Origin of the sequence: Pontibacillus salicampi (assembly GCF_042434395.1) — a bacterium.
GTDB classification, from domain to species: Bacteria; Bacillota; Bacilli; order Bacillales; family BH030062; genus Pontibacillus; species Pontibacillus salicampi.
The window spans coordinates 265,637-291,107 of sequence record NZ_JBHLTP010000013.1 but is presented as its reverse complement, the minus strand read 5'-3'; the positions used below and the strand labels follow the sequence as shown (position 1 = coordinate 291,107).

Here is a 25,471-nt window from a genome sequence, read left to right as displayed (position 1 = left end):
CCTCCCCTGTTATGTTATTCCATGTGTTTAGCACTATGTAAACTATATACCATGGTAAGTAAAGAGTTCTACATTATTCGATAAAAAATTTGTAAATTAATCCAATAGTTGTGCTCATAAAAAGGCATTTGGTACGAATACGTAATATGAAATAGTAGATGAGAAGTAGATAAATAGAAGGAAATGGTGGCGTAATGTTAACTCCTGACTCCTCTACTATATCGGCTCGCCACCCTTTAGTCTTAAGTGTTTATTCGCTAAAAATTTCTTTGATTTTCTATATTTCGACAAAACTAAAAAAAGCCCTCCATCAGGAAGGCTTTTACATAATTAAGAAAAAGGATCCGGCGATAATAAGACCGACTCCGATGATCTTGCGAAGCGATATGACCTCTTTCAGGAAGAAATAGGACAGGAGGAAGGTCCACACATACGTAATAGACGTTAAGGGGAATACGACGGTGTACGGTAAATATCGCAGCGTAATGATATTTAATATAGCACCGGTCCCATAAAACGCCCCCCCAATGAACAATTGAGTCATAAAGTATTTACTAATCTCGAGACCGTTAGCACTTGCCCTTTTAAAGAAAAAGCCGCCAATCGATCCGAGCAGGGTGAACAGCATAACAACAAATACCCACTTAATTGTCACCACCCCCAATTAGAGCAGCCCCTACGATAATACACAAGGTACCGATCAGATTCGACTCTGTAATCGTCTCCTGTAAAATCATACTACCGAAGAACAGGGCAAATACATATCCGATACTCAACAATGGATGAAGAACAGATAGGCTGCCAAATCGAAACGAGATAATCATAAATACGGCACCGAGGAAGTAGAGGACAAAGCCGACCACTAATAGAAGGTTGATGCCTCCATCAGACATTTTCCAGAACATTTGCCCGAGTGCTGTCATCAAGGAGGCCATCACCATCAGGGCGATACCGATTCTATTGCGTTTAATGGATTCTATAAAGCTATTCATGTGGTACCTTCTCTTTCTTTGTGTCCAACGTGATAAATCCGATGATTGCCATAAGGAAGGCAATCAGGAAGTTGGCATACTGGTAACGGAAATCCTGGGCAGGCAAGGCCAGTAGGATCGTTCCTGCATTTAAGAAAACAGGCAGAATAATCAAAAGGGATCGAACACCACTCTTAAAGAAAAGAGCTATTCCCGTTAGTAAAATGAAGAAGGTGTACGTAGCTGGACGCCATATAAATTCCATCAGGTAGTCTTCAGTACGCTCCAAATTGGTTCGTATCACATCGTGAAGAGTCGTACTGACTGGAGTTGTTTCCATACCAAATTCATTCGGCTGATACACTCTTCTCGAGAAGGTATTCGTGTACCCGTCCTCTGGCTGGTTTATTTGCCAAATCAATGAAGTCTGATCTAAATAGGCACCTACATACAAACCAACGTTATTTTGCAGCACCGCTGCCCACGTGCTTAAATAATACCCAAAGTCATCAAAGATAATATCTGAGTTATAGTCGTCATGGAATTTGATAGAATCCGTTAAATACGGATAATACTCTTTCTTCCACGTCTCAAGCGGGAGAATCTTTCCTAAATACTGCTGTTGCTCCGCAGTTAGCTCACCGTCCTCTTGAATCACCTTACCAAACTGCTGCGTAGGAATACTCAGCACTTCGTTTGGGTTGGCCGGTTTTACATCCATTGCTTCATAGATAGGGCCTGTAACTACGAAGTTAATGCCAGCAACGACACCGAGCGTTACCAACAGTTGCTTCCAATACGAGCGGTACGCTATTATAAGCAGGATGGCCATGACGATAAAGATAGGCAAGCCATTGTTTCTCAAAAAGCTAACCCCTAACACTGTCGCCCCTAATAAGACAAGATGACCGTAAGAGCTCATCCACTTCCCTTTAGTCGAGACAATATTGTAAATCAGGATGGTGAATAAGAATAAAAAGGCGTTAAATAGAATGTCCTTCCACAGAATAATGGAGAACACGCCGTTTATAGGGAAGATAGCAAAGATGATGGCAACAAGCCAGAGCCATTTCCTCTCCACTCCGCTTCTTTCCAGCCGATACATTCCATACCCAAGAATGAGAGATAAGATAACAATTTGGGACAAAGCAATAATAGCTGGAGATTCCCATATCGATGTTAAAAGAATCATATACCATGTGTACATAACCGGGTGCCAGTTGCTGAATTCATGCGACTGCACCTGCCGCCAATGGGACATGGAATCCGGACTCATATTTCCAGGGAAGAATCCCATTAAATAAATGGAAAAAATAATAATAGACGGTAGAGCGTACCATAGAATTCTTTTCCGCGATACGACTGTCCATACAAGTGTCATCGAGCGATGAACAAGAAGATGAAATGCTCCCAATACCAAAGAAACAATTGTGAAGTAAGAGAAAAGATACACAAATAAAACGATAAATAAGTTGTTGTCTTCTAAATAGCTTAAGGAGCTTCTAAGACTAGTCCAAAGCAATAAAGAAAAAATGAGTACAACGGCAACAACAGCCGGTCTTTTCACAAAATCAACAAAGGAATTCAGATTACTCAAGAAATATCGAATGAACATTGCATACAACACTGTAAAAATAATAAAGGTTCCTAACAGCACTATCCAGGACGTATAAGAAATAGCCTGGTATAGTGATACAAAGGAAACGGTACTGATAACCCCCAATAGTATGCTAAAGAGGAGCTCTAACCCATTACGACGGTACATTTTCAGCTTCCTTCTGATCTGTTTTTACGTCAAAATTCATTTCTTGAGTTACTCGGTTTAATTCCAGCTCATACTGCTTCTTAAAGTTCGCAGCTACTGTATGGAGAATTAATCCTACAGCAAAGGATAGAACAGCAAGAATCTCAAAGCCGACTGCTAATATGGCAGAAGGAATCTTCGATACAAATCCGGTGCTGATGAATTCCGCAATAACAGGAATGCCCGTTCCTAACCCTGCGATAAAGAACAGCACAGCCCAAAAGGAGAAGAAATACATCGGCATATATTCCTTGAACAGGGTAAAGATTTTATTCAATACTTTAAATCCGTCACTGAACGTGTTCAGCTTCGATTCACTGCCCTCTGGTCGATCCTTATAATCAATAGGAATTTCCTTAATGATGAACCGCTTGTCCAGAGAATGAATAGTCATTTCCGTCTCAATCTCAAATCCAGGGCTCATCACCGGTGCCGATTTAACAAATAAGCGATCAAACGCACGGTACCCTGTCATAATATCCTTTAAATCACTCTTATATAGGAAGTTAATCAATCCACGTACTAAGTTGTTCCCTAGATTATGGAATTGGCGTTTATTCTCCTCCGTGTACGTTCCATTAGATAAACGGTCGCCAATTACAATGTTCGCTTCTCGTTTGTATAATGGCTCGAGTAAATGGTGCACAAACGAAGCAGGATACGTCTGGTCTCCATCAACCATGACATAATAATCCGCTTCAATTTCACGAAACATGGAACGAACCACATTCCCTTTTCCTTGGCGAAGCTCCTTCTTCACAATCGCCCCGTGCTTACGTGCTACTTCCGAGGTACGATCCTTGGAGTTGTTATCATATACATATATATCTGCTTCTGGTAACTCCTTCTTAAAGTCTTCAATTACATTCCCTATCGTCTGTTCCTCGTTGTAACAGGGAATGAGAACAGCAATTTTCATAGCTCTAGCTCCTTTTTCTGAATCGGTTTATTTTCTTGCTTCCATAACGCTAATAAAATAAGAAATAAAAATATGAGGACATTAGCATACAAGTATCTAAAATGCTGGGCTGGTATGCCAGCGAGAATCGTTCCTATGTTTAACAGTACCGGCAGCCCTACTAAACCAGCCTTCCATCCGTTTTTCCGGATGGCAATAAACAAGGAAAGCAACAGAATTGCTGCATAGACAGCAGGTCTCCACACAACAGGCCACATGTGATGTTCTGTAAAGGCCGCTACTTTAGTTAAGAAGCCATTCAATCCATTCAGCTTAGGCTCTGTTTGTAGACCATGATCGTTTGGCTGTTGGATGGTGGTCCTGAAATTATAGTACTCATGTCTGTCTGTGTATCGTTGATGCATTTGCCATACGAGGGAGGTTTGTTTTAAGAACGCCTCTGTTGCTAAATAAGGGTTCTCCGCGACAATGCTCAGCCATGTTTTATAAAACGTGGAAGGATCCCCTTCCTCGAAAATGACATCACTGTTATAAGACTTTGCAAATTTTATTGGATCTGTATAGGTAGGATTATAATACTCTTTCCACTTTTCTATTGGCATAATGTCATGGATATAAGCCTTTTGCTCGTCGGTTATCTTGCCATTCTGAACCAGAACATTGGCAATTTGCTGCTGCGGAATGCCTAGCTTCTCATTCGGATTCTTTTCACTTACTCCTATCTCTTCATAGACAGGTCCACTAATATAATAGAACAAAAATAGGACGACAGCCATAGGTAGAAGGATTCTTATCATGTATTTATAGTAACAAACACATAGCAGGAAAAGAACAACATATACGATATACACGCCATTATGCCGAAACGCCACCATTCCGAACATGGATAATCCGAAAATAAACTGATGGCCTACTGAAGTCAACCACTTACCTCGCGTTGCGACTATATTAAACAGCACAATCGTAACGAATAGGATACTACCTGAATACAACACATCCTTTAGGAGGAGTATCGAATACAATCCATTAATAGGCAGAAGGGCTAGAAACAACGAAACAAACCATAGCAAGCGCTTCTCCATTCCCACTTTACGAAAGCTATATAGCCCATATCCTACAATAGTGGCTAACAATATAATTTGAGCAAAAGCAACTGTTGCTGGAGAATGGAACAGCTTTAACAGCCATTCGATGAACCAGGTGTACAGGACAGGATGCCAATTACTGTATTCGTGTGTATGTGCTTGTTCCCAGTGACTATGAGAATCACTGCCCATTATTCCAGGGTAAAAAGCTAGCAGGTACAGCCCCCACGATAGTATCATTGGCAAGGCATACCACCATATCCACCTATAAGAGGAACGTCTCGTTATCGATGGATAGGAATGCTTGGTTAATAGATATCCTACATACCAAACCGTTAAGCAAAGACTAAGATAGGAGCCAACATAAACAAAGGCTGTCACATACCATGCATTATCGTGAAGATGCTCCATCGTACCTCGCATACTTAACCATAATAGAAAGGAATACCCAAATACGAAAAGAACATTTATCCTATCCCTGAACCACCTCAGTATTCCCTTACGCCCGCTACGAAGGTGTCGGGAAAAGGAATAGCACATGCCAAACATGACAAGCCAAACAAGACCTTGAACTACCCAAGATGTTGCTAAATAGGATTGATAGAGCGATATCATCGCAACTGATCCAAGAAAGGACAATCCAATGGTCCATATCATCACTCTGAACTCTTTCAATTGTTTCCCTACTTCCCTTCCCATTCCTCTCCCTATATTCACCAGTTTAGATAGGAAAAGTCATATATTACTTATCTCTTCCATATACACACCAAGAAAAAGAACCACCTGAATGTTTGAAGTGGTCCTTCCTTCGTTTACAGCATTGGTTTATATCCGAATTCTTCCATCCGTTCCTCACAAATAGACTCAATTCGTTTTAGGTTGGCTTCCCCGAAGAACTCTTTTTTATCTACTTTCTTATTACCAGCTGGCTGATATTGTATATCTACTTTATCAGAAATATCATTTACAGCTGATAGACCGAGCTGTTCCGCTAGCTGTTTGATTTGCCCTTCTTTGTCTTTAGAGAAATCTTCATATCGAATAAGTATCATATTATCCGCATGCTTCTTATATAAATCCGTAGCCCAATTCCAGCGATAGGACATCCACTCGATATAATTATCTCCTGGCACTCCCATCCACCTACTGTCAATTACACGCTCCCAATCCTTCGGGGCCTGAGCTAATTTGTGCTGGCTTTCAGGGTCATCAATACGATCTAAATCCCCCTCCAGCTTCACACGATTTAAGATGCTTCGTATATTGTCACGAGGGTCTCTAATGATAAAGACAAACTTCGAATCCGGGAATCGTTTTACGATATCTTCATATAGAAACGTTAAAGAAGGCTCCTTAATAATTTCCTTGGAGAAATCGTATTTATTGTTATCGACAAAATCATCAAACGATAGCTCTCCATTATGAATCTTAAGCTGGGTAGGCTCTAAAATACCTGGCAGATCAATAGCGACGGACTTATCTGTTAAGTCAGCTAACAATGCTCCAATCGCTGATGTACCACTCTTTTGATTTCCAATTACAAAGATTGGACTATCATGAATTTCCGAGGTCTGATTCAGACGGTATCGCTTAATCGTAGTCGGTAGATGATACACTTTTCGAAGCAATTTTTTCATGGAGGTTCACCTCTTGGTTTTCCAGTTAGTTAATGTCATTACTTGACGAATTATATCATATTCGTAAACCAAATGATATTTGCTACCGTATCTTTGCATTAAGAAAAGTAACAGTGCCAGGATTACCATTGAAGGCTTAAAACGAAGGTGTGCCTGATGGAAATCTCCAAGCACTTTCTTCCCATGAAAAAGCCGCCATGAAATCCCATGGCGGCTTTACTTCTTTAGTTTTGCTGCAGCATATCTACTACTTCTTGGCTGACTGCGTTAGGTCCACCAAGGATTTGGAAATCATTTACGGTCTTATCTTGAATAAAGTCTTGGAATTCCTTCGGTACTTTGTTGTTTACTAGAATCATAGATGCTTCCTGTTTGGCAGCAAGGACAGAGCCGGAAAGAGCATCAGCGAAGTTCTCGCCTGTTGATACATAAGCTTTTCCTTTATCTGTTGCCATAGCGTTGGCAATTTCTGCAGCTGTTTCGTAACGATTCGTTCCATTATAGCGAGTAGGGTTTGGAAGCTCTGCTTCCGTTTTCTCCGAAACTGCACCAGGGCCACCTACAATAATACTCTTATCAAATCCACGAAGTGCACGATCTGTGCTCTCTGGAAGCTCGTCCCCTTTAGCAAGTAGAATTGGGTATCCATTACGTGCAGCATGAGGTGCTACCGCAAGCGCATCTGGGTAGTTGCTTCCATCCGCAATGACAACATTTTCAGGATTTCCGTCTAAACGAGCCGCAATAGCTGCAGCTGTTTCATAACGATTTGTCCCGTTGACACGGTCAACGTCAAGTCCCATTCCTCTTAGTTGATAGAAGGAATAGTTGGAAATCGCATTTGGACCGCCAAGGACAATAGCGTTCTTAGCACCAAGTCTTTCAATTTCCTGCTTCACTTCACCGACAATATAGTCAGAATCTGTTAACAGAATAGGAGCGTCATATTTATAAGCAAGTGGTGCTCCTGCAAGAGCATCAGCAAACTCATCTGCTCGAGCAATGACAACTGTGTCCGCTTTTGTCCAGCCGCTTTTCGATACTTCTACAGCTGTTTCATAGCGGTTTGTTCCATTTACTCTTGTCTTCTCTACGATTCTTCCTTCTTCTTTTGGAGCAACCGTATCATTTTCTTTTAGGTACTCGTTAAATACTTCGTAATCAGCAAAGAACAATTCTGTAATACGGCCATCTTCTGTTGCTTTATTTAGAACTTCATAGCCATCGCCACCATTTGCGATGAACGCGTTGGTAGCTACTTTATAGGTCTTCTTTTTCTCTATCTTCTCATAGCCGTTTTCTGTTTTTACCATCGCATTTAAAATCCGGCTGTTCGGCTCTTCAGAGCGATCAAAGGAATATTTCATGCCAGAAACCTGCAGGAAGCGTCCGCCCATGTTCTCCAGGTCACTCACACCGTTTTCCAAAGCCATCATAAGCTCTTCCCCAGTTAAATCAAGGGTTACGAGCGTGTTGCCAAATGGCATTACCGTTAGTACTTCACCTAATGTAATCTCACCACTATCTACAGAAGCACGAATGCCACCACCGTTTGTGAAAGCGATAGATGTTGCAGGCTCCTTATCCTTCGCCTTCGCTAGCATGGAATCGGTGATTAGGTTACCAAGGTTCGTTTCCCCCTGACGTACATTTTCCCGTACTCCATCTAATGCTACAGACGTTTCGCCTACTTTTTCCTTCTTCATTTCCTCAAGAGGAGCTTGTAGTTCTTCTACTAATTTCTTTACATCTGCATCCTCTGCATATACTTTTTCACCATTCTCGTCTTCAGCATCCACTTCAACGAGCTGTTCATTCCAATCTGTTAATACGCCCTTATCATCAAACGTTACTTGAAGGTCGCCAACATAATTTCCGTACTCATCAGCCTGTACCACAATTGTAGGCTCACTATCTTCATTATAAACCGTTCCATTATCCACTTTCGTGTGGCTGTGTCCGCCCACGATAACATCTAAGCCTTCTACGTTTTGAGCAAGCTGTTGATCATACGTGTACCCAAGATGTGTAATAGCAACAATTTTGTCTACACCTTCAGCTTCCAGCATAGCAATAGTATCTTCTGCTTTTTGCTGGTGATCTTGGAAAGTAAGGTCTTTACCAGGGCTTGACAGGGTAGTCGTTTCTTCTGTAGTCAGACCAAATAGACCTACCTTCTCCCCGTTCACATCCATAATCGATGCTGGATAAATCTTTCCATTGTCGCCAGGCATGCCAATTTCGTCCTGATACAGCGCATTTAGGTCACTCTGCTTGCTGTAATCAATGTTCGAGCTAAGTATTGGGAATTCTGCCATCTTGATAAAGTCAGCAAAGGTCTTTGGTCCGTCATCAAATTCATGGTTACCAGGGATGACTGCATCATAGTTAAGTATGTTTAGGAAATCTGCTGCTGCTTTTCCTTTGTACTGGTTGTAGTACAAGGTTCCAGAGAAATTATCCCCAGCATCCAGCAGTAAAGAGTTTGCTCGGTCACTGCGAATCGTGTCGATAACTGTTGCACGACGAGCAGCATTGTCCCAGTGAGCATGTGTGTCGTTTGTGTGTACAATTGTGAGGTCGAAATCTGTTTCTGCAGCGTTTACATTTTGGCCTGTCGGGGCTGCGAATAACCCGAGGGCAATAGCACTTGCTGAAGCAACGGTTGCGATAGGCTTCAACATTTTCATACGATCAATCCCTTCTCCCTTTTTTTGTAGTGCTTATGACTTCCCCTAAATCTTACGTCCGGTAAAAATCACTACATTTTACATTGTATAGCATTTTCTGTCAGAGTGTATATTAATTGTGTTAATTTTCGACAAATTTTAAGTAAAGTTAAATTATGGATGAAATAGACATTTCCCAAAATCCATGAGAAAATATATAAGATTTAATCGAAATAAAACAAGATATGTAGAATCGAGGTTATTATATGGCAAAACAACGTATAGAATCTATATACTTCTTAAGGCTTATCGCAATGCTTTGTGTTGTCCTTGTCCATGTAACTGCAACTTATTACAGCACCCTTGATATGGGCTCAGGTGCCTTTGCAAAGTACCACTTTCTAAATCGAATTATCCGTATTGAAGCAGGCATCTTTATTATGATCACCGGCCTTGTCTTCTTCTTTAATTATTATAAGAAGCAATGGACCAAATCTGTTATTGCCGACTATTATAAAAAACGTGTTTTTTATATTGTTGTACCCTATGTCGTTTGGGCACTATTCTATGAAGGATATGCTGTTCTTACGCAGGATCGTTCCCTTAGTTTTGTAAGTGTAACCAAAAATATTCTCACAGGTGATTCCTATTACCAGCTACACTTTATCTTCTTAATTGTACAGTTTTATATCGTGCTCCCACTGTTTGTGTATGCAGCACAAAAGCTGTCCTTCTTTAAAAGGTATATGTGGCTATTCGGGATAGCTATAGATGCGGGTTATTATTGGCTGAACTCCACCTATAACTTTACAGACGAAGTATTGTTCCTAAAAGCAATCGGTCCATTTCTTCTAGGCGGATGGCTAGGATTACACTATCTAGAAGAAAAGCAAAAAGCATCGAACAAATCAGGAATTGTGTATGGAATAATAACCGTAATCGCTGGATCCCTTACCTCTCTTTACTATTATTATGTGTACACAGTAGGGGAAATAAAAGTGAGCTGGGATTTCTATGAATATCTCAATCTCGTTTATTTAATCGTAGGGGGATACTTCTTCTTCCGACTAACCGAATGGATTAGTCAAAAACTAACAGCGGACAAAATTCAAATGGCAAAGAATGTCGCCCTGTATTCCTTTGGATTTTACCTGCTTCACCCATTTGTAATTAAAGAAGTTAAGCGAGTTATCCCCATTCATAACAACTATTGGTTTCATGTAGAAGTGTTAACCCAGTATATTGTCGTGGTTATCCTATGCTACTTTATTATTTGGGCAGTACACCGTTACTTCCCATGGGCTAACCTCATCTTCGGAAAGCTGCCAGAGAAATCTCCACTGTTCTGGCAGACCAGCAAGAGACAACAGCAAAGGCAGGAACGCTACAACGAACAAACCGTAAACACGTAAGACAAGCCCCTTCCCAATATGGAAGGGGCTTTTTATATGGCTCTAGCTTGCGTTTAGTTAGGCGGGTTTATTCTCTACTAACCGTGATGGGGGACTTTTTGGATGAGGGGCGTTCTTTGGGCGGTGGCTTCTGGCTGGATATGTCCTCTTCCTCCTTGAATATCCGCTCTCCAGGTGTGCGCCCTCCTCCGGGATATGCTCTCCCACCAGACGCTCACCTACAAAAAAGCTATGCCTCTTTAAGAAAGAAGAGGCATAGCTTTTTAGATTAAGAGTTCATAGAATGATGCTTGTCTACTGTTTCCTTTAGGAATTCTAGTAGATCCTCCCGTAGGTCCGGGCGTTCTAATGCTAACTCGATTTGTGTTTTAATAAATCCGTGCTTCTCTCCGACATCGTAGCGGGAGCCGCTGAAGTCATAGGCGAATACTCGCTGGATACCGTTCAAGGCCTGGATGGCATCGGTTAGTTGAATCTCGTTGCCGGCACCGCGCTCCTGCTTGCCTAAGAAGGTCATGATTTCTGGGGTTAGAACATAGCGCCCCATAATGGCCAGATTGGAAGGCTCTTCCCCTTTAGCTGGTTTCTCTACGAAATTCTTCACCTGATATAGACGCTCGTGCTTGGATTCTGGATCGATAATACCGTAGCGGTGAGTTTGATTATCTGGTACCTGCTGAACACCGATAACGGAGGAGAGTGTTTGGTCGTACTGATTAATCAGCTGTTTCAAGCCTGGAACATCTGCGCGTACGATGTCATCTCCTAAAAGTACCGCAAATGGCTCGTCACCAATAAACTTGCGTGCGCACCATACCGCGTGGCCTAATCCTTTTGGCTCTTTTTGTCTTATGTAATGAATGTCCACTTTAGAAGGATCCTTTACCTTCTCTAAGAGGTCATATTTTTCTTTTCTCATCAGAGTTTCTTCTAGTTCAAACGAGTAATCGAAGTGATCTTCAATCGCGCGCTTTCCTTTTCCAGTAACGATAATAATGTCTTCAATTCCTGATTCAATTGCTTCTTCTACTATGTACTGAATGGTTGGCTTGTCTACGATTGGAAGCATTTCTTTAGGCATAGCCTTCGTCGCTGGTAAGAAGCGAGTTCCTAGTCCTGCTGCTGGTATAATTGCCTTTTTAACTTGTTTCATCCTTAACCTCCGTTTGGAATTTAGTATAGAATAGTCGTATTGTAACATAAATATTCCATAAATTTGTTCCATTTTCCTGAAAAAATAAGCTGCGTATGTGAAAATTAACAAAGAGCGACACGTTTAGACATATTGTGCCACTCTTTATTTGATTTAGTAGGCTTGTAGCTCTACCCCAATGTGACGGTTTACTGCATTTGGTCCTCCCAGTATATCAAAATGGTGGATAGAATGCTGTTGCACAAGCTGTTTAATTTCATCCGGAACTTTATCCGGCTTCACTAAAATCATTAATTTATCCTGCTTTGCTGCGAGTACAGAGCCTGTTAATGCGTCGGCAAAATTTTCTCCAGTTGTGACTAAAGCACTATTGGTATGGACACCTGCTTTTTCATTAAATACGAAATTCGTATCGTATCTATTAGTGCCAGCATAACGAGCTGGATCAGGGAGCTTCCTTTTCACCTTGTCTGATACTACGCCATCTCCACCTACGATGATTGATTGCTTCACATCCTCCAGTGCAGAGGCGGTTTCGATCGGCAAGGAATCTTTATCACTTAACAGAATAGGATAGCCATTTTTTGCAGCATAGGCAGCTGCAGATAAAGCGTCCGGGAAGTTCTTGTTATAGACTACAATCGCCTTCTGGAATGTTTGTGAATTGGTTACTGCTTTCAGTTCATCCGCAATAGCTTTGGCGGTGGCATTTCGATTGGTACCGGCAATTCTTGTTACAGTTTCTACTCCAAGATTATTCAGTTCCTTTTGAATAGCAGGTTGTAATGCGTTTTTTCCTCCGAGAAGATAAGCCTTCTTTGGTCGAAGTCGTATGATTTCCTCCTTCGTCGCCTCATCTAACCGAGCGGATTTACTTAACAAAATAGGTCCGTCTACCGCATATGCTAAAGGGGCTCCCGCTAAAGCATCAGGGAAATCGCTCGCCTTTGCCAGCACAATCGTATCTGCTCCATTACTCCAGCCTGCCTTGGAAATTTCTACTGCTGTTTCGTACCGGCTATTCCCTTTCAAACGATTCGGCTCGTTGTCGTAATGCCTTTCCATAGTGAGCGTATATGGCTGTTTGGACCAATTGCTGTAATAATCGCTTGTGAGCATAATATAGTTACCAGCTTTCAAGGAGGTGGCTATTTCCTCTGAACCTCCTTCCGTGTACCTGTCTGCTTCCCTCACTAACGTATAACCGTTACCAGCTTCCTTATACAGGCTCAGCTCTCCGTCAATATGCTGTGGCAGGTTACTCATTTCTGCTTGAATGGAGCCATCATATTTCATGTCAAAGGAATAGAGGTCTGAGTCTCTTGGAAAGTTGAAACCCTCCTCCACCTTATCAGACTCTTTTAAAACCGTTGCACTACGTATAGAATTGGATTTATCTTTTTCATAATAGGACATGGAAGCCTTCAGAGCATCATACCCGTCGAGCTGACCAAAGCCAGAATCCTCATTCCATTCCAGACTACTATTCCATTTATCTGCACTTGTTTGCAGGGCATACTGAACCTGATCTGCATTCCAATGACGATGCTTGCTTTTAATAAGGGCAGCTACTCCGCTTACCATTGGGGCAGAGAAGGATGTTCCATCACCAAAGGAATAGCTGCTGCCTGGAGATGTACTGAAGATATCTACTCCAGGGGCTCCAATATCAACATGGGGGCCATAATTAGAAAAATAAGCCATTGCGTTGCCATACTGTGTCGTATCAGTTGCTCCTACTGCCATGACCCACGGGTACGCTGAAGGGTACATTGGTCTGGAGGTGGAATCATTGCCCGTTGCTGCTACGAGTAAAATCCCTTCCTCATACGCTGAGAGTAGAGCAGACGCTAGTGCGGTGTCCTCATATGTGGAACCAAAGCTCATATTCACAACATCTGCCCCTTTTTCCATGGCATGGTAGACTCCTTCAGCTGCGTCTGACATCGCAATGCCATAATCGTCTCCAACTTTTACAGGGATCAAGCTAACATTTGGGGCTACTCCTGTAATTCCCTTTGTATTATCATTGGCACCTATAATGCCCGACACAAACGTACCATGCCCGACTTCATCTCTAATGTTAGACCCACCATTCATCGCATTAAATGGATAGTGAAATCTACCATTAAAATCCTCATGTGATACATTTGCACCGGAATCCAAAACCGCTACCTTTACGGAAGAGCTTCCTTTTGTGATGTTCCAAGCCTTCTCCATATTGATGTCCTTCATATAATTCTGATAAACATAATATTCGTCTAACGGCTTCCCAAAAGTAGATAGGAGGTAATCAGGATGTGCGGTTTGTACATACGGCAAGGATGCAATAGATTGCAGCTCTTGCTGATAAGATGCATCTTCTGGAATTCGTACCACCAGCCACTTGCTATCAGACATTCCATCCACTATTCTCTCTATGGGATATTTGCCTTCCCATTCGCTTCCTTCTGTTAATTGAATGATGACTTGGCGATTATGTATGTCTTCCATAGCGAAGCTCTTTGTTGACTGCACTGCCATTTTTTTAGATTGATAGTTTTGCAAGCTTTGCTGGTGCATCTCTTCATAGGTAGTTACTGTCTTGTCCTTTGCCTGTGCCCCTTGAGGAATGGCAATCGTAAGCAGCAGTGCACATGCAGCCACAACGCCATATACCTTATTTTTCTTCAAACAACCCCTCCTCCATTTATCTATCCTCCTTCCATTGTACATGATTACAAGGAATAAAAGACTAATTAATTACTAATAACTGTAAAAAATGAATGAAATCTAGCGGGAGGAAGCAAAAAAAGGATGCCCTTAGCGGACATCCTCTTCCTTGTTTATTCGTTAGAGAGTTGTTTCAATAATGCTTCTTTTACTTCTAGACTAACAGCGTTAGGACCACCAAGAGCAACGATTTTCTCTACGTTGTTCTGGTATAGATATTTAGTCAGGAAGTTATTAACGGAAGCAGGAATTTCATCCGTATCTGTTAGAAGCAGAACTCCACCTTTTTGCGCCACTAGTGGTGCAGAAGAAAGCGCGTCAGGGTATTTCTGTCCAGTAGATACGTAGAATGTATCTGTTGGATTAGCGTACTCTTCAAGAACTGCTTTTAACGTTTCGTATCTGTTTGTACCAGCAAAACGCTTCACAGCTGAAGATTGCTTCTCTACTTCTTTCATTACATCTTTAGAGACAACACCTGGTCCACCTACGATGGAAACAGCTTCGCCTTTTACGTACTGTGCAGCACCTTCAGGGAGCTTATCCTCTCTCGTAAGAAGGATTGGCATTTTGTTTTCTCCAGCAAACGGTCCAGCACTTAGCGCATCTGCAAATTTCTCACCAGTTGCCATGAATACGCCATTACCTACAAAACCATTATCCACTAAGTGGCTTACTACTGCTTGGTTTGTTTCGTAACGATCGTCTCCGCTAAAGCGTTGGATTTCCGCATCGCTCATACCAAAGTCTTTCAGCTGCTCTACCACTTTCTCTGGTACTACTCCGTCTCCGCCAATGATGTATGCTTGTTCAGCATGAAGACGTTTCAGCTCATCCAGTACATCCTGGGATAGAGCTTTACCAGATTCAGTTAATAGAATTGGAGCCTGATAATGACTTGCTAATGGGCCAGCGGATAGAGCATCAGGGAAGTTGTTGCCAGTTGCAATGACAACGGCTTTATTTTTCGCTGCTGCTTCATATCCAGTTGGGTACATGTCTTTAGAAATCTCAATGGAAGTTTCCACACGATTCGTACCCGCTAGTGTCGTAACAGCATTTTCCTGGATATATACAGGAAGCATGTTCAACACTTCATCGGTCTTCGCATCTCTTAGGAAGATACCAGCATAGTACTGATTGTTCTCTTCAGGAGTAGTAATATCAGCTGTAGCTTTTACTTTACCAGATACAGGCATGTCATACGTCTTGTCTGGAAGAGTAATAGAGCCTTTACCTTCTTCTCCTGGAGAAAGAACTTTTACTTCTTTCGTCATAAGATCCAGCTTAATTTCACCAGAATATCCAAGTACTCCAATCGCATAGTTACCATCTTCTAAGCCTTTAAAGGACAGGCTTTCATCGGATGTAGCACTACCAGAAATAGCAATTTGCTTATACCCTTGTTCTGTTTCCTTGAAAAGATACAAGTCAGCATCATCGCTTGCTGCTTCTGGGTTATTCGTACGAATTTCTAGAGAAACGTTGTTCTTAATTTCTAATGGCTTCAGGTATAGATCCTGATTTGGAGCTGTAATACGCTCTTTTTCCACAATTGGTTCACTGAATGCTCCACCTTCTACATACACTTCCTTATCATCAGAAAGGTAGTTGGTGAAGAATACTTCTTTAGAGAAGGATTGAGCTTCTCCAGTAGAGATGCCAAGGTCAAGGATACCAGGATTATTAATAACACCTTGCGCTTTTACATCTAATGCGTATTTATTCGTTTCCTGCTCAGATCCGAAGGAAGCGTACACTGCTACTTCCCAAGTACCAGGTTTAGGGCTGACAAAGGTATTGGTTTCTACTTCCATGCCGCCATTACCAGAACCTGCGTAGCCTTGGAATTCACTTACTTCGTTACCATCAGGGTCAAATACGATCATACGAACACGGCCCTGGTATTCGCCATTCTCTTTAAGAGCACTCAGATCCACGTTAATTTCCTCTACGCCACGCTCTACGTCGAAGAAGTAGCTCTTCTCTTTAGAAGCCTGTACTTCATCTTCCATGCTCCAACGATAGTTATTGTCATCGTTAAATTCGTTAGCTTTCACAACTGTTTGTGGAATACGAGCTTCTGCATAAGCAGTAGACTCATCATCCACTGTAATCATGCCTGCATTCGTACCCATTTCTAGCTTGCTGTGATCATACATTACTGTAATCGTCTTCGCTTCATTTGGTGCTAGTTTAATAGAGGAGTCAGAAACCTTGAACCAGTCAGCATCTTTACTTAGCTTCAGGTTCTTTGTTTCGTCACTATCATTGTGAAGCTGAATAGTAATCTCTTCTGGAAGCTCTGTATTACGTACAGAAACTCCTTTACCTCCAGCGACCTTCTCCCCAAAGTTTACGCTCACATCAATATTATTCATTTCTTTGATCATATTATCTTCCATATAATCAAATGCGTCTTGGACATTGATTAAACCTGCACCCTGCTCAGCACGGTTATAATCATCCATAGAACGAGCTGTTTGAATTAGCGCTTCTCGAACAGACTTATAAGAGAAAGGAACGCGTTCTTCTTGAGCTGCGTTCTTCAAAATAGAAACTGTACCAGCAACGTATGGAGAGGACATACTTGTACCTTGCTTCACTCCATAAGCTCCCTCTTGAACCGGAACAGTAGAGTACGCAGCACCTGGCGCTACGATATCTGGCTTTTGCAGGCCATCTTCACGAGGACCATTTGAGGAGAAATACCATAGACCTTCTCCTTCTTTAGGTGAACCATCCTCATTCTTTCCATATGGGAAGGCACCATATTCAGTTGCCCACATCTCACTATCAATGTAAGCTCCTACAGAGATTGCATTTTCAATCGTTCCTGGAGAGCCGACAGTATCCAGCCCAGGACCACTGTTACCAGCAGACATAACATACGTAATACCATATTCTTCAGAAAGAATATCCACTAATTCTGTATAGGAGTTCATCCCATCGTTCAGATCTGGAAGGGATCCAAGACTTAGGTTCGCTACATCAGAACCGTAACCGCCTTCTCCTTCTGGTAATGCAGCATCAACCATTGCGTTCATAATAGAAAGCGTTGCTGCACCTTCCCCTGCACGGAATACCTTGTGTCCTACTAGTTCCGCACCAGGAGATACACCCTTCATGTCTACATTATAAATGTCGTCACCAGTACCATCTGGAGAGTTAGCGGCAGTTATACCTGCTACGTGTGTACCGTGACCACCCGTGTCAGCGAAGAAGTTCGCATAATAATAGTCATCCATATTCGTACCATCTGGAGCTTCCACTTTTTCAAAGCCATTGACACGATAGTTAGCACCTGCTACATCATCAGAAGTATCTACGTCTAATGTAGAGGTTGCTGTTTTAGAGATGGCTTCTTCGTCGGTGAAATCTTTATCCATGTTGTTGTCTACATAAATATCATCACCTGCAACAAGCACGCCAAATGTTTCATCTTGATTATTATTCTTCGTACCATCTGCGTTTAAATCATTTGGTTCTTCAGGGTCAGCATTATATTTCAACTCCCCGAACCATAGCTTATCATCAGAAGAATCAATACCAGTCGTGTTGTATGTACCGGAATCCTTCGTATCGATAGTTGCACCTTCATCAAACTGCTCGTTAAATATAACGTCACCGTCAGCTACATAGTCGCCTTCAAGCTCATTTTGAAGCGTGTAGTCTTCCACTCCTACAATTTTCTCTGTTCCTTCTGTTGTTTGCTGGAATGCGGTATGACCAGGATCAATACCAGTATCAATAATGGAAACCCGAGTACCTGTACCATCATATTTCTGCTGGAATTTGTCTGCACCTGTTTGTTTATGCGTTTCCACGTTAGAAGGAGATACTTTGTCATTCACATTATCTATTTCCTGTTGGAAATCGCTATCGTCATTCTCAACCGGCTCGTGTGTGTAGTTTTCAGAAAGAGCTGCAACGTTGTCCAGCTTATATACATCCATAACTTTTGCAGTTGGAACTTCTGCGAGGTACACGTATTTGTTCTCGTTATACAATACCTTCGCTCCAAGTTTCTCTAACTGTTTCGTTATGTCTTCTTTCCCATCTGAAACGACAACTAATTCCTGTGATTCCTGATCACTTGCCGATAATGCTAGTAAAGCTGAAGATACTTGAGTTTTAATTGGGTTCTTCGTCGCATCTAAAGCCGCTTCAGCTTTAGGAGCATATGTTCCTGCGAATGATGATAGTACCAGTGTAGCACCGGTTACTACTGATAGTGCTTTTTTCTTAAATTCCACTAAATGTTCCCTCCCCTATGATTATGAACGGATATACCCAGCGCTCCTCCTTCCATTAATTTCTTGCACTTACAAACATTATTTTACTTATTATTTAGAAAATTTTCAACATTTAAGTTGAGTATAGACTATTTTTTTCCGAAAGTTTTGCAATTCGTGACAGATATTGCAATTTGCACTATAATAATGTAACTAATTCATTCATGCAAGGTGAGTATGTCGACCTACTATTTTACTTTCCTACAAAAGTTAACAGGGAAATGTAAGCCCTTGCCCCTATTGCATATCAGGCTTGACTTTATGTTGTAGGGGTTAATGAGGAGAAAAACCAGAGGATGGAATACATAAAAAAAGAAGCGCCAACTTTATTTGTGGCGCTTCTTTTCTCAGCAATTAGTATTGTAATAGTCTATCAATTTCCCAGGCTGTGCTTACCGGGATGGCATTCGGGCCGCCTAATATTTTGTAGGAGGTCATTTTTTTATTGCGAGCATAGGTGAGATGATTGGCATAGTCCTTGGCCAAATCCTCTGGCGGGATCAGCAGAAGATTTTCGTTGTTCTTCCCAGCCCACGCACCACCTGTTAAGGCATCGTTATGCTTCTCTCCCGTGGCATAATAAACCCTGTCTGAGGAAGTACTAAAATGCTTCAATACTTCATAGCTCGTTTTATATCGATTGTTGCCATTAACCCGTATAGTGGAACCTGCCCCTAATTGATTGGCAACCGTGTCACTCACTACGTTTGGTCCACCAATAATGGTCGCTTTATCATAGCCTTTCTGCTGTACATATTGCTCCACTTCAGAAGGAATGCGGTTTTCGCGGACAAATAAAATAGGCATGCCAGCGTTTTCTGCATAAGCAGCAACTGATACAGCATCAGGGAAATTCTCTCCGGTTACAAAAATAGCCTCATCCTGGTTGAATGGTAATGTTTTACTAACTTCAAGCGCTGTCGTGTATCTGGAATCGCCGTGAACTCGTATCGTCTCATAGCCTTCCTCCCTCAGCCGCTGCTCAGCGTGACTATCTACTGCTCCCTCTCCCCCAACAAGGATGACATAGTCTGCATCCAATCGGTTTAATTCGTTGAGGTGGTCAGACGTTATGTTGTTACGGCTAATGAGCAAAATTGGTGACTCCAGATGGTTTGCAAGAGGAGTTGCTGATAAGCTGTCCGGGAATTTATCCCCTGTCGCCATAACTACGAACTTACCCTTCCAACTCTTACCGTTTGCCTTATAGGATTGTACCTGTAAGGAATCCCATCCGGAACGAGCAATTTCAAGAGAGGTTTCGACAGAATTCGTCCCCGCTACCCTATTATTCGTCAATACGTACTGAACAGATTGTGAGAGATTTAGCTTTCCTTTCCCTAATTGCACAGACGATGGTAAGGAAGAAGTGCCTTCCAGAATAACCTCTTTCATCTGGTCCGGACTCAGATAAGGATATTGCTCCATTAAGCTTGCCATGGTGGAGGAGACAATTCCCGTTGACATACTCGTTCCATCCAAGTATTTATATCCGTCGATCGTTGTGCTGAATATGCTCGTTCCTGGTGTAGCTACGTCAATAAAATCTCCATAATTGGAGAAATCTGCTCTTTGATTAGAACCGGTATTAGTTGAGCCTACTGAGATAACCGATTGGTAGGCAGCTGGAAAGACTGATCGATCCACATCATCATTTCCAGCAGCTGCCGTTACCAAAATTCCTTTTCGTTCTGCCTTCTCTATGACATCCTTGAGCTGGTCTTTATTCTCAAATGTACCAAGACTCAAATTAATAATGTCTACATCTTTGGAGATAGCATATTCAATCCCTTGCACCACATCACTAATCCAGCCTTCTTCTCCCTCCATTACTTTTATCGGCATAATGTTCGTTCCTTTTGAAACAGAAGCAACACCGAGATTGTTGGAGGTCTCCGCACCAACGAGGCCCGCTACATGAGTTCCATGTCCGTAATGGTCCTCTGGCACAGCCTCCTTCTGTTGAATCCCGCTCTCCTCGTTTTCCTGACTGTTATCATGGAGCGCATTAAAGCCAGGAACGAGATTCGCCTTCAAATCAGGATGATCTAAATCTACTCCAGAATCTACGACCGCCACTGTAATTTGATCCGCTGAAGCATTAGAGACCCATTTGCTGCCAAGATGGATATCCTTGAAAAAAGACTTCTGCTGATGATACAGTGGATCATTCGATTCTTGACCAAACAAACGAATTCTTCCATCCTTTTCTACTGAAGCAACGGAAGGATCATTCTCCAACTGTTCCATCTTCTCCTTCACCTTATCCTTCGGAACCTCCACGACATCATATTGTTTTGATGGCTCCGTTTCTGCTCCTTGTAAACTAGCTTTGGATGAATCCTTATATTCTACAATTATTCTATCTACACTGCTGTCGTCCGCTGCTGCAATTCCATCCGGTAATGCCAGCAGAACGATAGTGACTGCAACGATAGCAGCCACAGAAAACCAAGTATGTAAGGGTGCTGCATTTCTCATTATGTAGTCCACCTTCTCCCTATCAAAATCAAGCTGATTATATCATAGTCAGTATTTACTTTAATAGAGTAATTGGAGAAACTTTACAACAACTTGACGTACTATCTATACATAAAAACAAAGAAAAAGAACTGTCCTAACCGTATTAAATTGGTTGGAACAGCTCTAGTTATTAGTAAGATGAGGGTGCATACCCCTCGTTAGTACGTTGTTTGTCATACCTTTTATCTTTAGCACCTGATTTCTTAAGTTTACCTACTAAAAAAGCTCCAAATGGCAGCAAATTTAATAGATAACTAATCAACAGTGATCCACCAATACCTGCAATAAACAATAATATGGTATAAACACCCATATTAATATACATAGGTAAGTCCTTTAAGAATCTAATCAGGTTATACATGACTAGTAGGTGCAACAAATATATACTGTAGGAATATTTACTAATTATCATAAAAAAGGAAGGTATTTTCCTTAACTTTTGAGCAAAAAGGAATAGCATTGAAAAAATAAGAATGGTATATAATAGCAAATCCGGTCTTTTGGAAGACACAAGTCTAATTAAGTCAAACTTTTCTACACATAAAAGTAACGCTATATTAGCTAGTACGCCAACATAAATGTAGTGTTTGTAACGCTGAAGCCCTTCTTTAAACACATTGATATGTTTTCCCGCGTAAAAAGCCACAGTAAAGTATAATATCCATCCCAAAAATGGAAGCTTGGAATACTTCCATAGCAGATCAATTTCAGGAAAATCTCCTGGTCCAAAAAAGTTAAAGAAGCTCAAGTAAGCCCCGTTAATAACAAAGGAAATGATGATTAGCCATGTTGCTTTAAAATGGTGTGCATATTTTACAAATAGGACATGTAATACATAAAATTGAAATATGATTAGCACAAAATAACCATGCCATAATCCCAATACTGCTTTGTTAAAATAAACTTCTACAAACCTTTCCATGCCCCAATCTTTAATAAACCACGTATCAATCGTATAGAGTAAAGCGATGAATAAAAATGGGATGAAAATATAAGAAACTCTTTTTTTCCAGAACCCTTTTGGGATACGGTTGGAATAGGAATAGGAGAGCAAGAATTCTGATAACATGACAAATAAGGGAGTCGCAAACATAATCATTAGCTTCGTAAGAAATATTACATTTACCGTTGTTGCGGGTAACTGATAGTTAGATTGAGTTAACGTAAGTGAATGAATAAATACGACACATAAACATGCAATGGCTCTTATAAAATAGACCTCTTCGATTTTTTCCTTCATCATAAACCCTCTCCTTAATACCACAACATCTTACATTTTATAGCGAATATGATAAGAGTGAAACGATAAAAAATTACATTTAAATGAAATTTTTAACAGTTCGTGAAAGTATAGTAAAAAGATCATAAAACGAAACGAACTGAAGAAGGGTTCTGACAAGCGAATAAAACACACATAGGAAATAAACCAAAAAAACTTGTTGTATATCGTAAATCCGCTTTGTATTTTTTTTAGTTACACAAAGGACGTTCATAAAATAAGATTTTCTTACGCTAAATGGTGGATACATTTGTTTTCATAACCTTTAAACAAATGAAAGGCCTCTGCGAACATATTCTTGTTCACAGAGGCCTTTTCCCATTATTCTACTAGCGTGGTTCCCATCTTTTCATGTTTCCCACAAATTTAACGCACTACATTTTCAATAGTGTTCCTCGTATTGTTGCTGATGGCATTCGGACCGCCAAGGTAATATACCGTTGGACGAAGTGGAAGCTTGTTCAGCTTGCTCTTCACCACAGATGGAAGACTACCTGTTTTCGTTAAGATAATCGGCGCGTCATAGGATGCTGCAAGAGAAGAGGCAGATAGTGCATCAACCGTTTTGTCTCCTCGCGCAAAGAAAGCCTGACTGAATGAGTTACCGTAATATTTATCTGCAATCGCAACACTCGTCTTATAACGATCCGTGCCGTACACTCTTGTTACGGAATTGGTTACAGATTTCAACTGAGACTTCACTCGGTCTGAAACAGCGTTAGGACCACCGATAATCGTTACCTTCTTAACATTATGAAGGTTAATATAATCCTTTACTTCCTGACTTAAGTAGTTCTCGTTTGTAAATAGAATTGGCGAGCTCTGTGCGCCTGCATACGGTGCGATGGAGAGCGCATCTGGCGACTTGTCATCTCCAGTCGTAACAAAGATTTCTTCTACGTTTTTATATCTCGCTAATTCGGAGGCGATATCCGCAGACGTTTCGTAACGATTCGTCCCAGCTAAACGCTTCACTGTACTGCCAGGCAGGATTTTATCCTCAATCTCTTTTTCTACTTTAGTAGAGATAGCGCCATGCTCCCCACCAAGAATATACACAGTGGAAGGAGATAAGCGTTGTAACTCTGTTTTCACCTGTGCTGGTAAAGCATCCGTATCTGTTAATAGAATCGGAGAATCAAGATGGGATGCTAATACGCTTCCGGTTAAGGAGTCAATTGGCAGGTCTCCTCTACCAAGAATAACAGCTTCCGGCTGTTCGCGGTGCCAGCCATAGTTCGTAATGGCAGCACTCGTCTCATTACGATCATTACCGGATAATTCGTAGGCTGCTACACTATTAGACTTACTAATAAAGGTGGATGCTACATATCCAGTTGTTCCATTACTCATGCGGATTGGGTACCATACAAAGTGATCCCGCTTATCGGAAGAACCTTTAAATGTACCTGTTACAGTAACAGCATCGCCCGCGTTAAGCTTGCCAACAATAGTGCCTCCTGGCTGGCGGCGGACATTTAGACCGTTTACGTTAGCGTATGCTCTGTCATTCTTCTTGAACACATGAGAGGATTGGTGCAATGGACCCTCCATATCAATCTGAGCTACTCCATAGTTTAATAGTCTGGAATTCTGCTTCACTAATTTTTGAGTTGGGAATGGTGTTACATCTATTAGACTATAATCCTCAATCTTCTCAAAGATCTCCTCCTGATAAGCTCCATAAGGACTGAAAGGGTTCTTGATCGGATCATTTCGATCTAACAAGCCATTGTAGGCCATAATGGCGAAATACCAGTGTTCAATATAATCTGGATTCCCGTCATTTACTTTAGGAATGTATGGATTGTTGTTAGAGCTTGAGGAGCTGTAACGATAGTAATCCCATTTGTTTTCCAGGATCTTAATACCTTCTTGAATATTAAAGCGAATGTTATCTTTCAATTTCTTCACATACGCATCTTTCTCGGCACCTTCATCCATGTAACGGTAGTCTGAAACCTGCATAATGCCAATTCCGATACAATCGAAACCAAGTTTCAAGTTTGTTCCGTCCCAAGATTGGCATTTTAACGAGCCATCGCTATTTGCATACCAGGAAACAGGCGTACTGCCGTGATCCCAATATTGCTGCCAGCCACTTTCCTGAAATGCGATTGCTTTAACAATCTCAGGAGGAATGTCTGCCTTTAATGCTTCTTCTGTCAGAATTCTGCTGATTTCTGCATAAGAAGGGTTTGTATATTTATCGTGTACCTTAGGATAGTTATTGCCACCACTTGACTGAAGAGACATCTTCGCCTCTTGTTTTTGCTGCTTTGTTGCTTGAACCTTTCCGCTTGTAATCTCATAGGAATACTTAGCTATAGAGGCTGGTTCTGTTTTAATAGAGCCTTCAGCATAGGTAGGTTCTTCGATTGTAATCGTATTCCCTTCTACTTCCATTTGGGCTCTAGTATATGTATTTGATTCATGAATCTTTTCTACTGCTCCGTCTGTCGCGTGAAAAACTTGGTAAAACAGCCCCTGACTGCTACCCTCCAAACGGTAATTCACAATAAAATATGTTTCATTTTCCACTTGCAGGGAAAATATCTCTGAAACCCTTGTTAACGATTCGCTTTGTTCGAAAACGACATTTCCCTTATGGAATAGTTGAATCGTAGACTTGTCATCATTGGATACGGTTGCTGAGTAATTGCCCGTTAGCTCAGCAGTCGTTTCCCCATCAGGAAACGCTTGCCCTTTTGTTTCTGCTGCTTCTACTTGATTGCTTGTAGAGACAATCAAACATAGAAGGATAGCAGCTACATAGGAGACAATTTTTTTTGTAGTTGAATTCGACACCAACATGGTTTTCATTTCCTCTCCTTTTTTTGTTCTAATTAAGTGGATGCTTGTGCTAGTCTTACTTACGAAGAAGCAAGGTTCCAATTATAGTAAATAGAACCTAATCTGCCACATCCTTCCTCTATCAAACATCATATAACAAAAGCTGATACAATTCTACATGGTCTACGACAAATTTACTAAAAGTTTAGATAGGAATAT

Annotated in this window: 14 protein-coding genes; 1 reads left to right on the top strand and 13 read right to left on the bottom strand. The window is 41.3% G+C overall.

The genetic code is table 11. From position 1 onward, the window contains the following. Positions 1–322 precede the first annotated feature (322 nt). The 7 genes from ACFFGV_RS16970 to ACFFGV_RS16940 form a co-directional block, all read right to left on the bottom strand. Entirely contained in the window at positions 323–655 is a 333-nt protein-coding gene (locus tag ACFFGV_RS16970) for an EamA family transporter (protein ID WP_377350379.1), read from the bottom strand. Next, positions 645–992, bottom strand: a complete 348-nt coding sequence (locus ACFFGV_RS16965) for an EamA family transporter (protein WP_377350377.1) — start codon at positions 990–992, stop codon at positions 645–647. Before ACFFGV_RS16965 ends, ACFFGV_RS16970 begins: the two co-directional genes overlap by 11 nt. Further along, positions 985–2,736: a DUF6020 family protein gene (locus tag ACFFGV_RS16960; protein WP_377350374.1), complete on the bottom strand. Its 1,752-nt coding sequence runs from the start codon at positions 2,734–2,736 to the stop codon at positions 985–987. Before ACFFGV_RS16960 ends, ACFFGV_RS16965 begins: the two co-directional genes overlap by 8 nt. Then, positions 2,723–3,694, bottom strand: coding sequence for a DPM/DPG synthase family glycosyltransferase (locus ACFFGV_RS16955; RefSeq protein WP_377350372.1), 972 nt, complete (start codon positions 3,692–3,694; stop codon positions 2,723–2,725). The genes ACFFGV_RS16960 and ACFFGV_RS16955 overlap by 14 nt, the downstream gene beginning before the upstream one ends. Next, positions 3,691–5,478 (bottom strand): DUF6020 family protein, encoded by a 1,788-nt coding sequence (locus tag ACFFGV_RS16950; RefSeq protein ID WP_377350370.1) that lies wholly within the window; start codon positions 5,476–5,478, stop codon positions 3,691–3,693. Before ACFFGV_RS16950 ends, ACFFGV_RS16955 begins: the two co-directional genes overlap by 4 nt. 113 nt (positions 5,479–5,591) lie before the next feature. Further along, positions 5,592–6,416, bottom strand: a complete 825-nt coding sequence (locus ACFFGV_RS16945; protein WP_377350368.1) for a sulfotransferase family protein — start codon at positions 6,414–6,416, stop codon at positions 5,592–5,594. A 224-nt stretch (positions 6,417–6,640) separates the two neighbouring features. After that, the gene (locus tag ACFFGV_RS16940; protein ID WP_377350365.1) at positions 6,641–9,106 is read right to left on the bottom strand and encodes a cell wall-binding repeat-containing protein; all 2,466 of its coding nucleotides are present in this window, start codon (positions 9,104–9,106) and stop codon (positions 6,641–6,643) included. Positions 9,107–9,351: 245 nt separating this feature from the next. Between ACFFGV_RS16940 and ACFFGV_RS16935 the strand changes: the two genes are divergently transcribed. After that, positions 9,352–10,497, top strand: a complete 1,146-nt coding sequence (locus ACFFGV_RS16935; protein WP_377350363.1) for an acyltransferase — start codon at positions 9,352–9,354, stop codon at positions 10,495–10,497. Positions 10,498–10,765: 268 nt separating this feature from the next. On the opposite strand, the gene galU is transcribed toward ACFFGV_RS16935, so the two are convergent. The 6 genes from galU to ACFFGV_RS16905 all read right to left on the bottom strand — a co-directional run bounded on the left by galU (position 10,766) and on the right by ACFFGV_RS16905 (position 25,282). Continuing rightward, positions 10,766–11,650 (bottom strand): UTP--glucose-1-phosphate uridylyltransferase GalU, encoded by an 885-nt coding sequence (galU, locus tag ACFFGV_RS16930; protein WP_377350361.1) that lies wholly within the window; start codon positions 11,648–11,650, stop codon positions 10,766–10,768. Between the two features lie 153 nt (positions 11,651–11,803). Further along, on the bottom strand, positions 11,804–14,323 hold the full coding sequence (locus ACFFGV_RS16925; RefSeq protein WP_377350358.1) for a S8 family serine peptidase: 2,520 nt from the start codon (positions 14,321–14,323) through the stop codon (positions 11,804–11,806). Between the two features lie 152 nt (positions 14,324–14,475). Further along, on the bottom strand, positions 14,476–18,618 hold the full coding sequence (locus ACFFGV_RS16920) for a cell wall-binding repeat-containing protein (RefSeq protein ID WP_377350355.1): 4,143 nt from the start codon (positions 18,616–18,618) through the stop codon (positions 14,476–14,478). A gap of 393 nt (positions 18,619–19,011) precedes the next feature. Continuing rightward, positions 19,012–21,138, bottom strand: a complete 2,127-nt coding sequence (locus ACFFGV_RS16915; RefSeq protein WP_377350352.1) for a S8 family serine peptidase — start codon at positions 21,136–21,138, stop codon at positions 19,012–19,014. Between the two features lie 172 nt (positions 21,139–21,310). Further along, complete coding sequence (locus tag ACFFGV_RS16910) at positions 21,311–22,423, bottom strand: acyltransferase family protein (protein ID WP_377350349.1); 1,113 nt, start codon at positions 22,421–22,423, stop codon at positions 21,311–21,313. 402 nt (positions 22,424–22,825) lie between these two features. Then, positions 22,826–25,282, bottom strand: a complete 2,457-nt coding sequence (locus ACFFGV_RS16905; RefSeq protein WP_377350347.1) for a cell wall-binding repeat-containing protein — start codon at positions 25,280–25,282, stop codon at positions 22,826–22,828. Between the last annotated feature and the right edge of the window lie 189 nt (positions 25,283–25,471).

Bases quoted from the DNA above. Each gene is read 5' to 3' on its own strand.
- ACFFGV_RS16965 (WP_377350377.1), bottom strand. From the start codon at position 992: ATGAATAGCTTTATAGAATCCATTAAACGCAATAGAATCGGTATCGCC.
- ACFFGV_RS16905 (WP_377350347.1), bottom strand. From the start codon at position 25,282: ATGAAAACCATGTTGGTGTCGAATTCAACTACAAAAAAAATTGTCTCC.
- ACFFGV_RS16940 (WP_377350365.1), bottom strand. From the start codon at position 9,106: ATGAAAATGTTGAAGCCTATCGCAACCGTTGCTTCAGCAAGTGCTATT.
- ACFFGV_RS16960 (WP_377350374.1), bottom strand. From the start codon at position 2,736: ATGTACCGTCGTAATGGGTTAGAGCTCCTCTTTAGCATACTATTGGGG.
- ACFFGV_RS16935 (WP_377350363.1), top strand. From the start codon at position 9,352: ATGGCAAAACAACGTATAGAATCTATATACTTCTTAAGGCTTATCGCA.
- ACFFGV_RS16910 (WP_377350349.1), bottom strand. From the start codon at position 22,423: ATGATGAAGGAAAAAATCGAAGAGGTCTATTTTATAAGAGCCATTGCA.
- galU (WP_377350361.1), bottom strand. From the start codon at position 11,650: ATGAAACAAGTTAAAAAGGCAATTATACCAGCAGCAGGACTAGGAACT.
- ACFFGV_RS16945 (WP_377350368.1), bottom strand. From the start codon at position 6,416: ATGAAAAAATTGCTTCGAAAAGTGTATCATCTACCGACTACGATTAAG.
- ACFFGV_RS16950 (WP_377350370.1), bottom strand. From the start codon at position 5,478: ATGGGAAGGGAAGTAGGGAAACAATTGAAAGAGTTCAGAGTGATGATA.
- ACFFGV_RS16915 (WP_377350352.1), bottom strand. From the start codon at position 21,138: ATGAGAAATGCAGCACCCTTACATACTTGGTTTTCTGTGGCTGCTATC.
- ACFFGV_RS16955 (WP_377350372.1), bottom strand. From the start codon at position 3,694: ATGAAAATTGCTGTTCTCATTCCCTGTTACAACGAGGAACAGACGATA.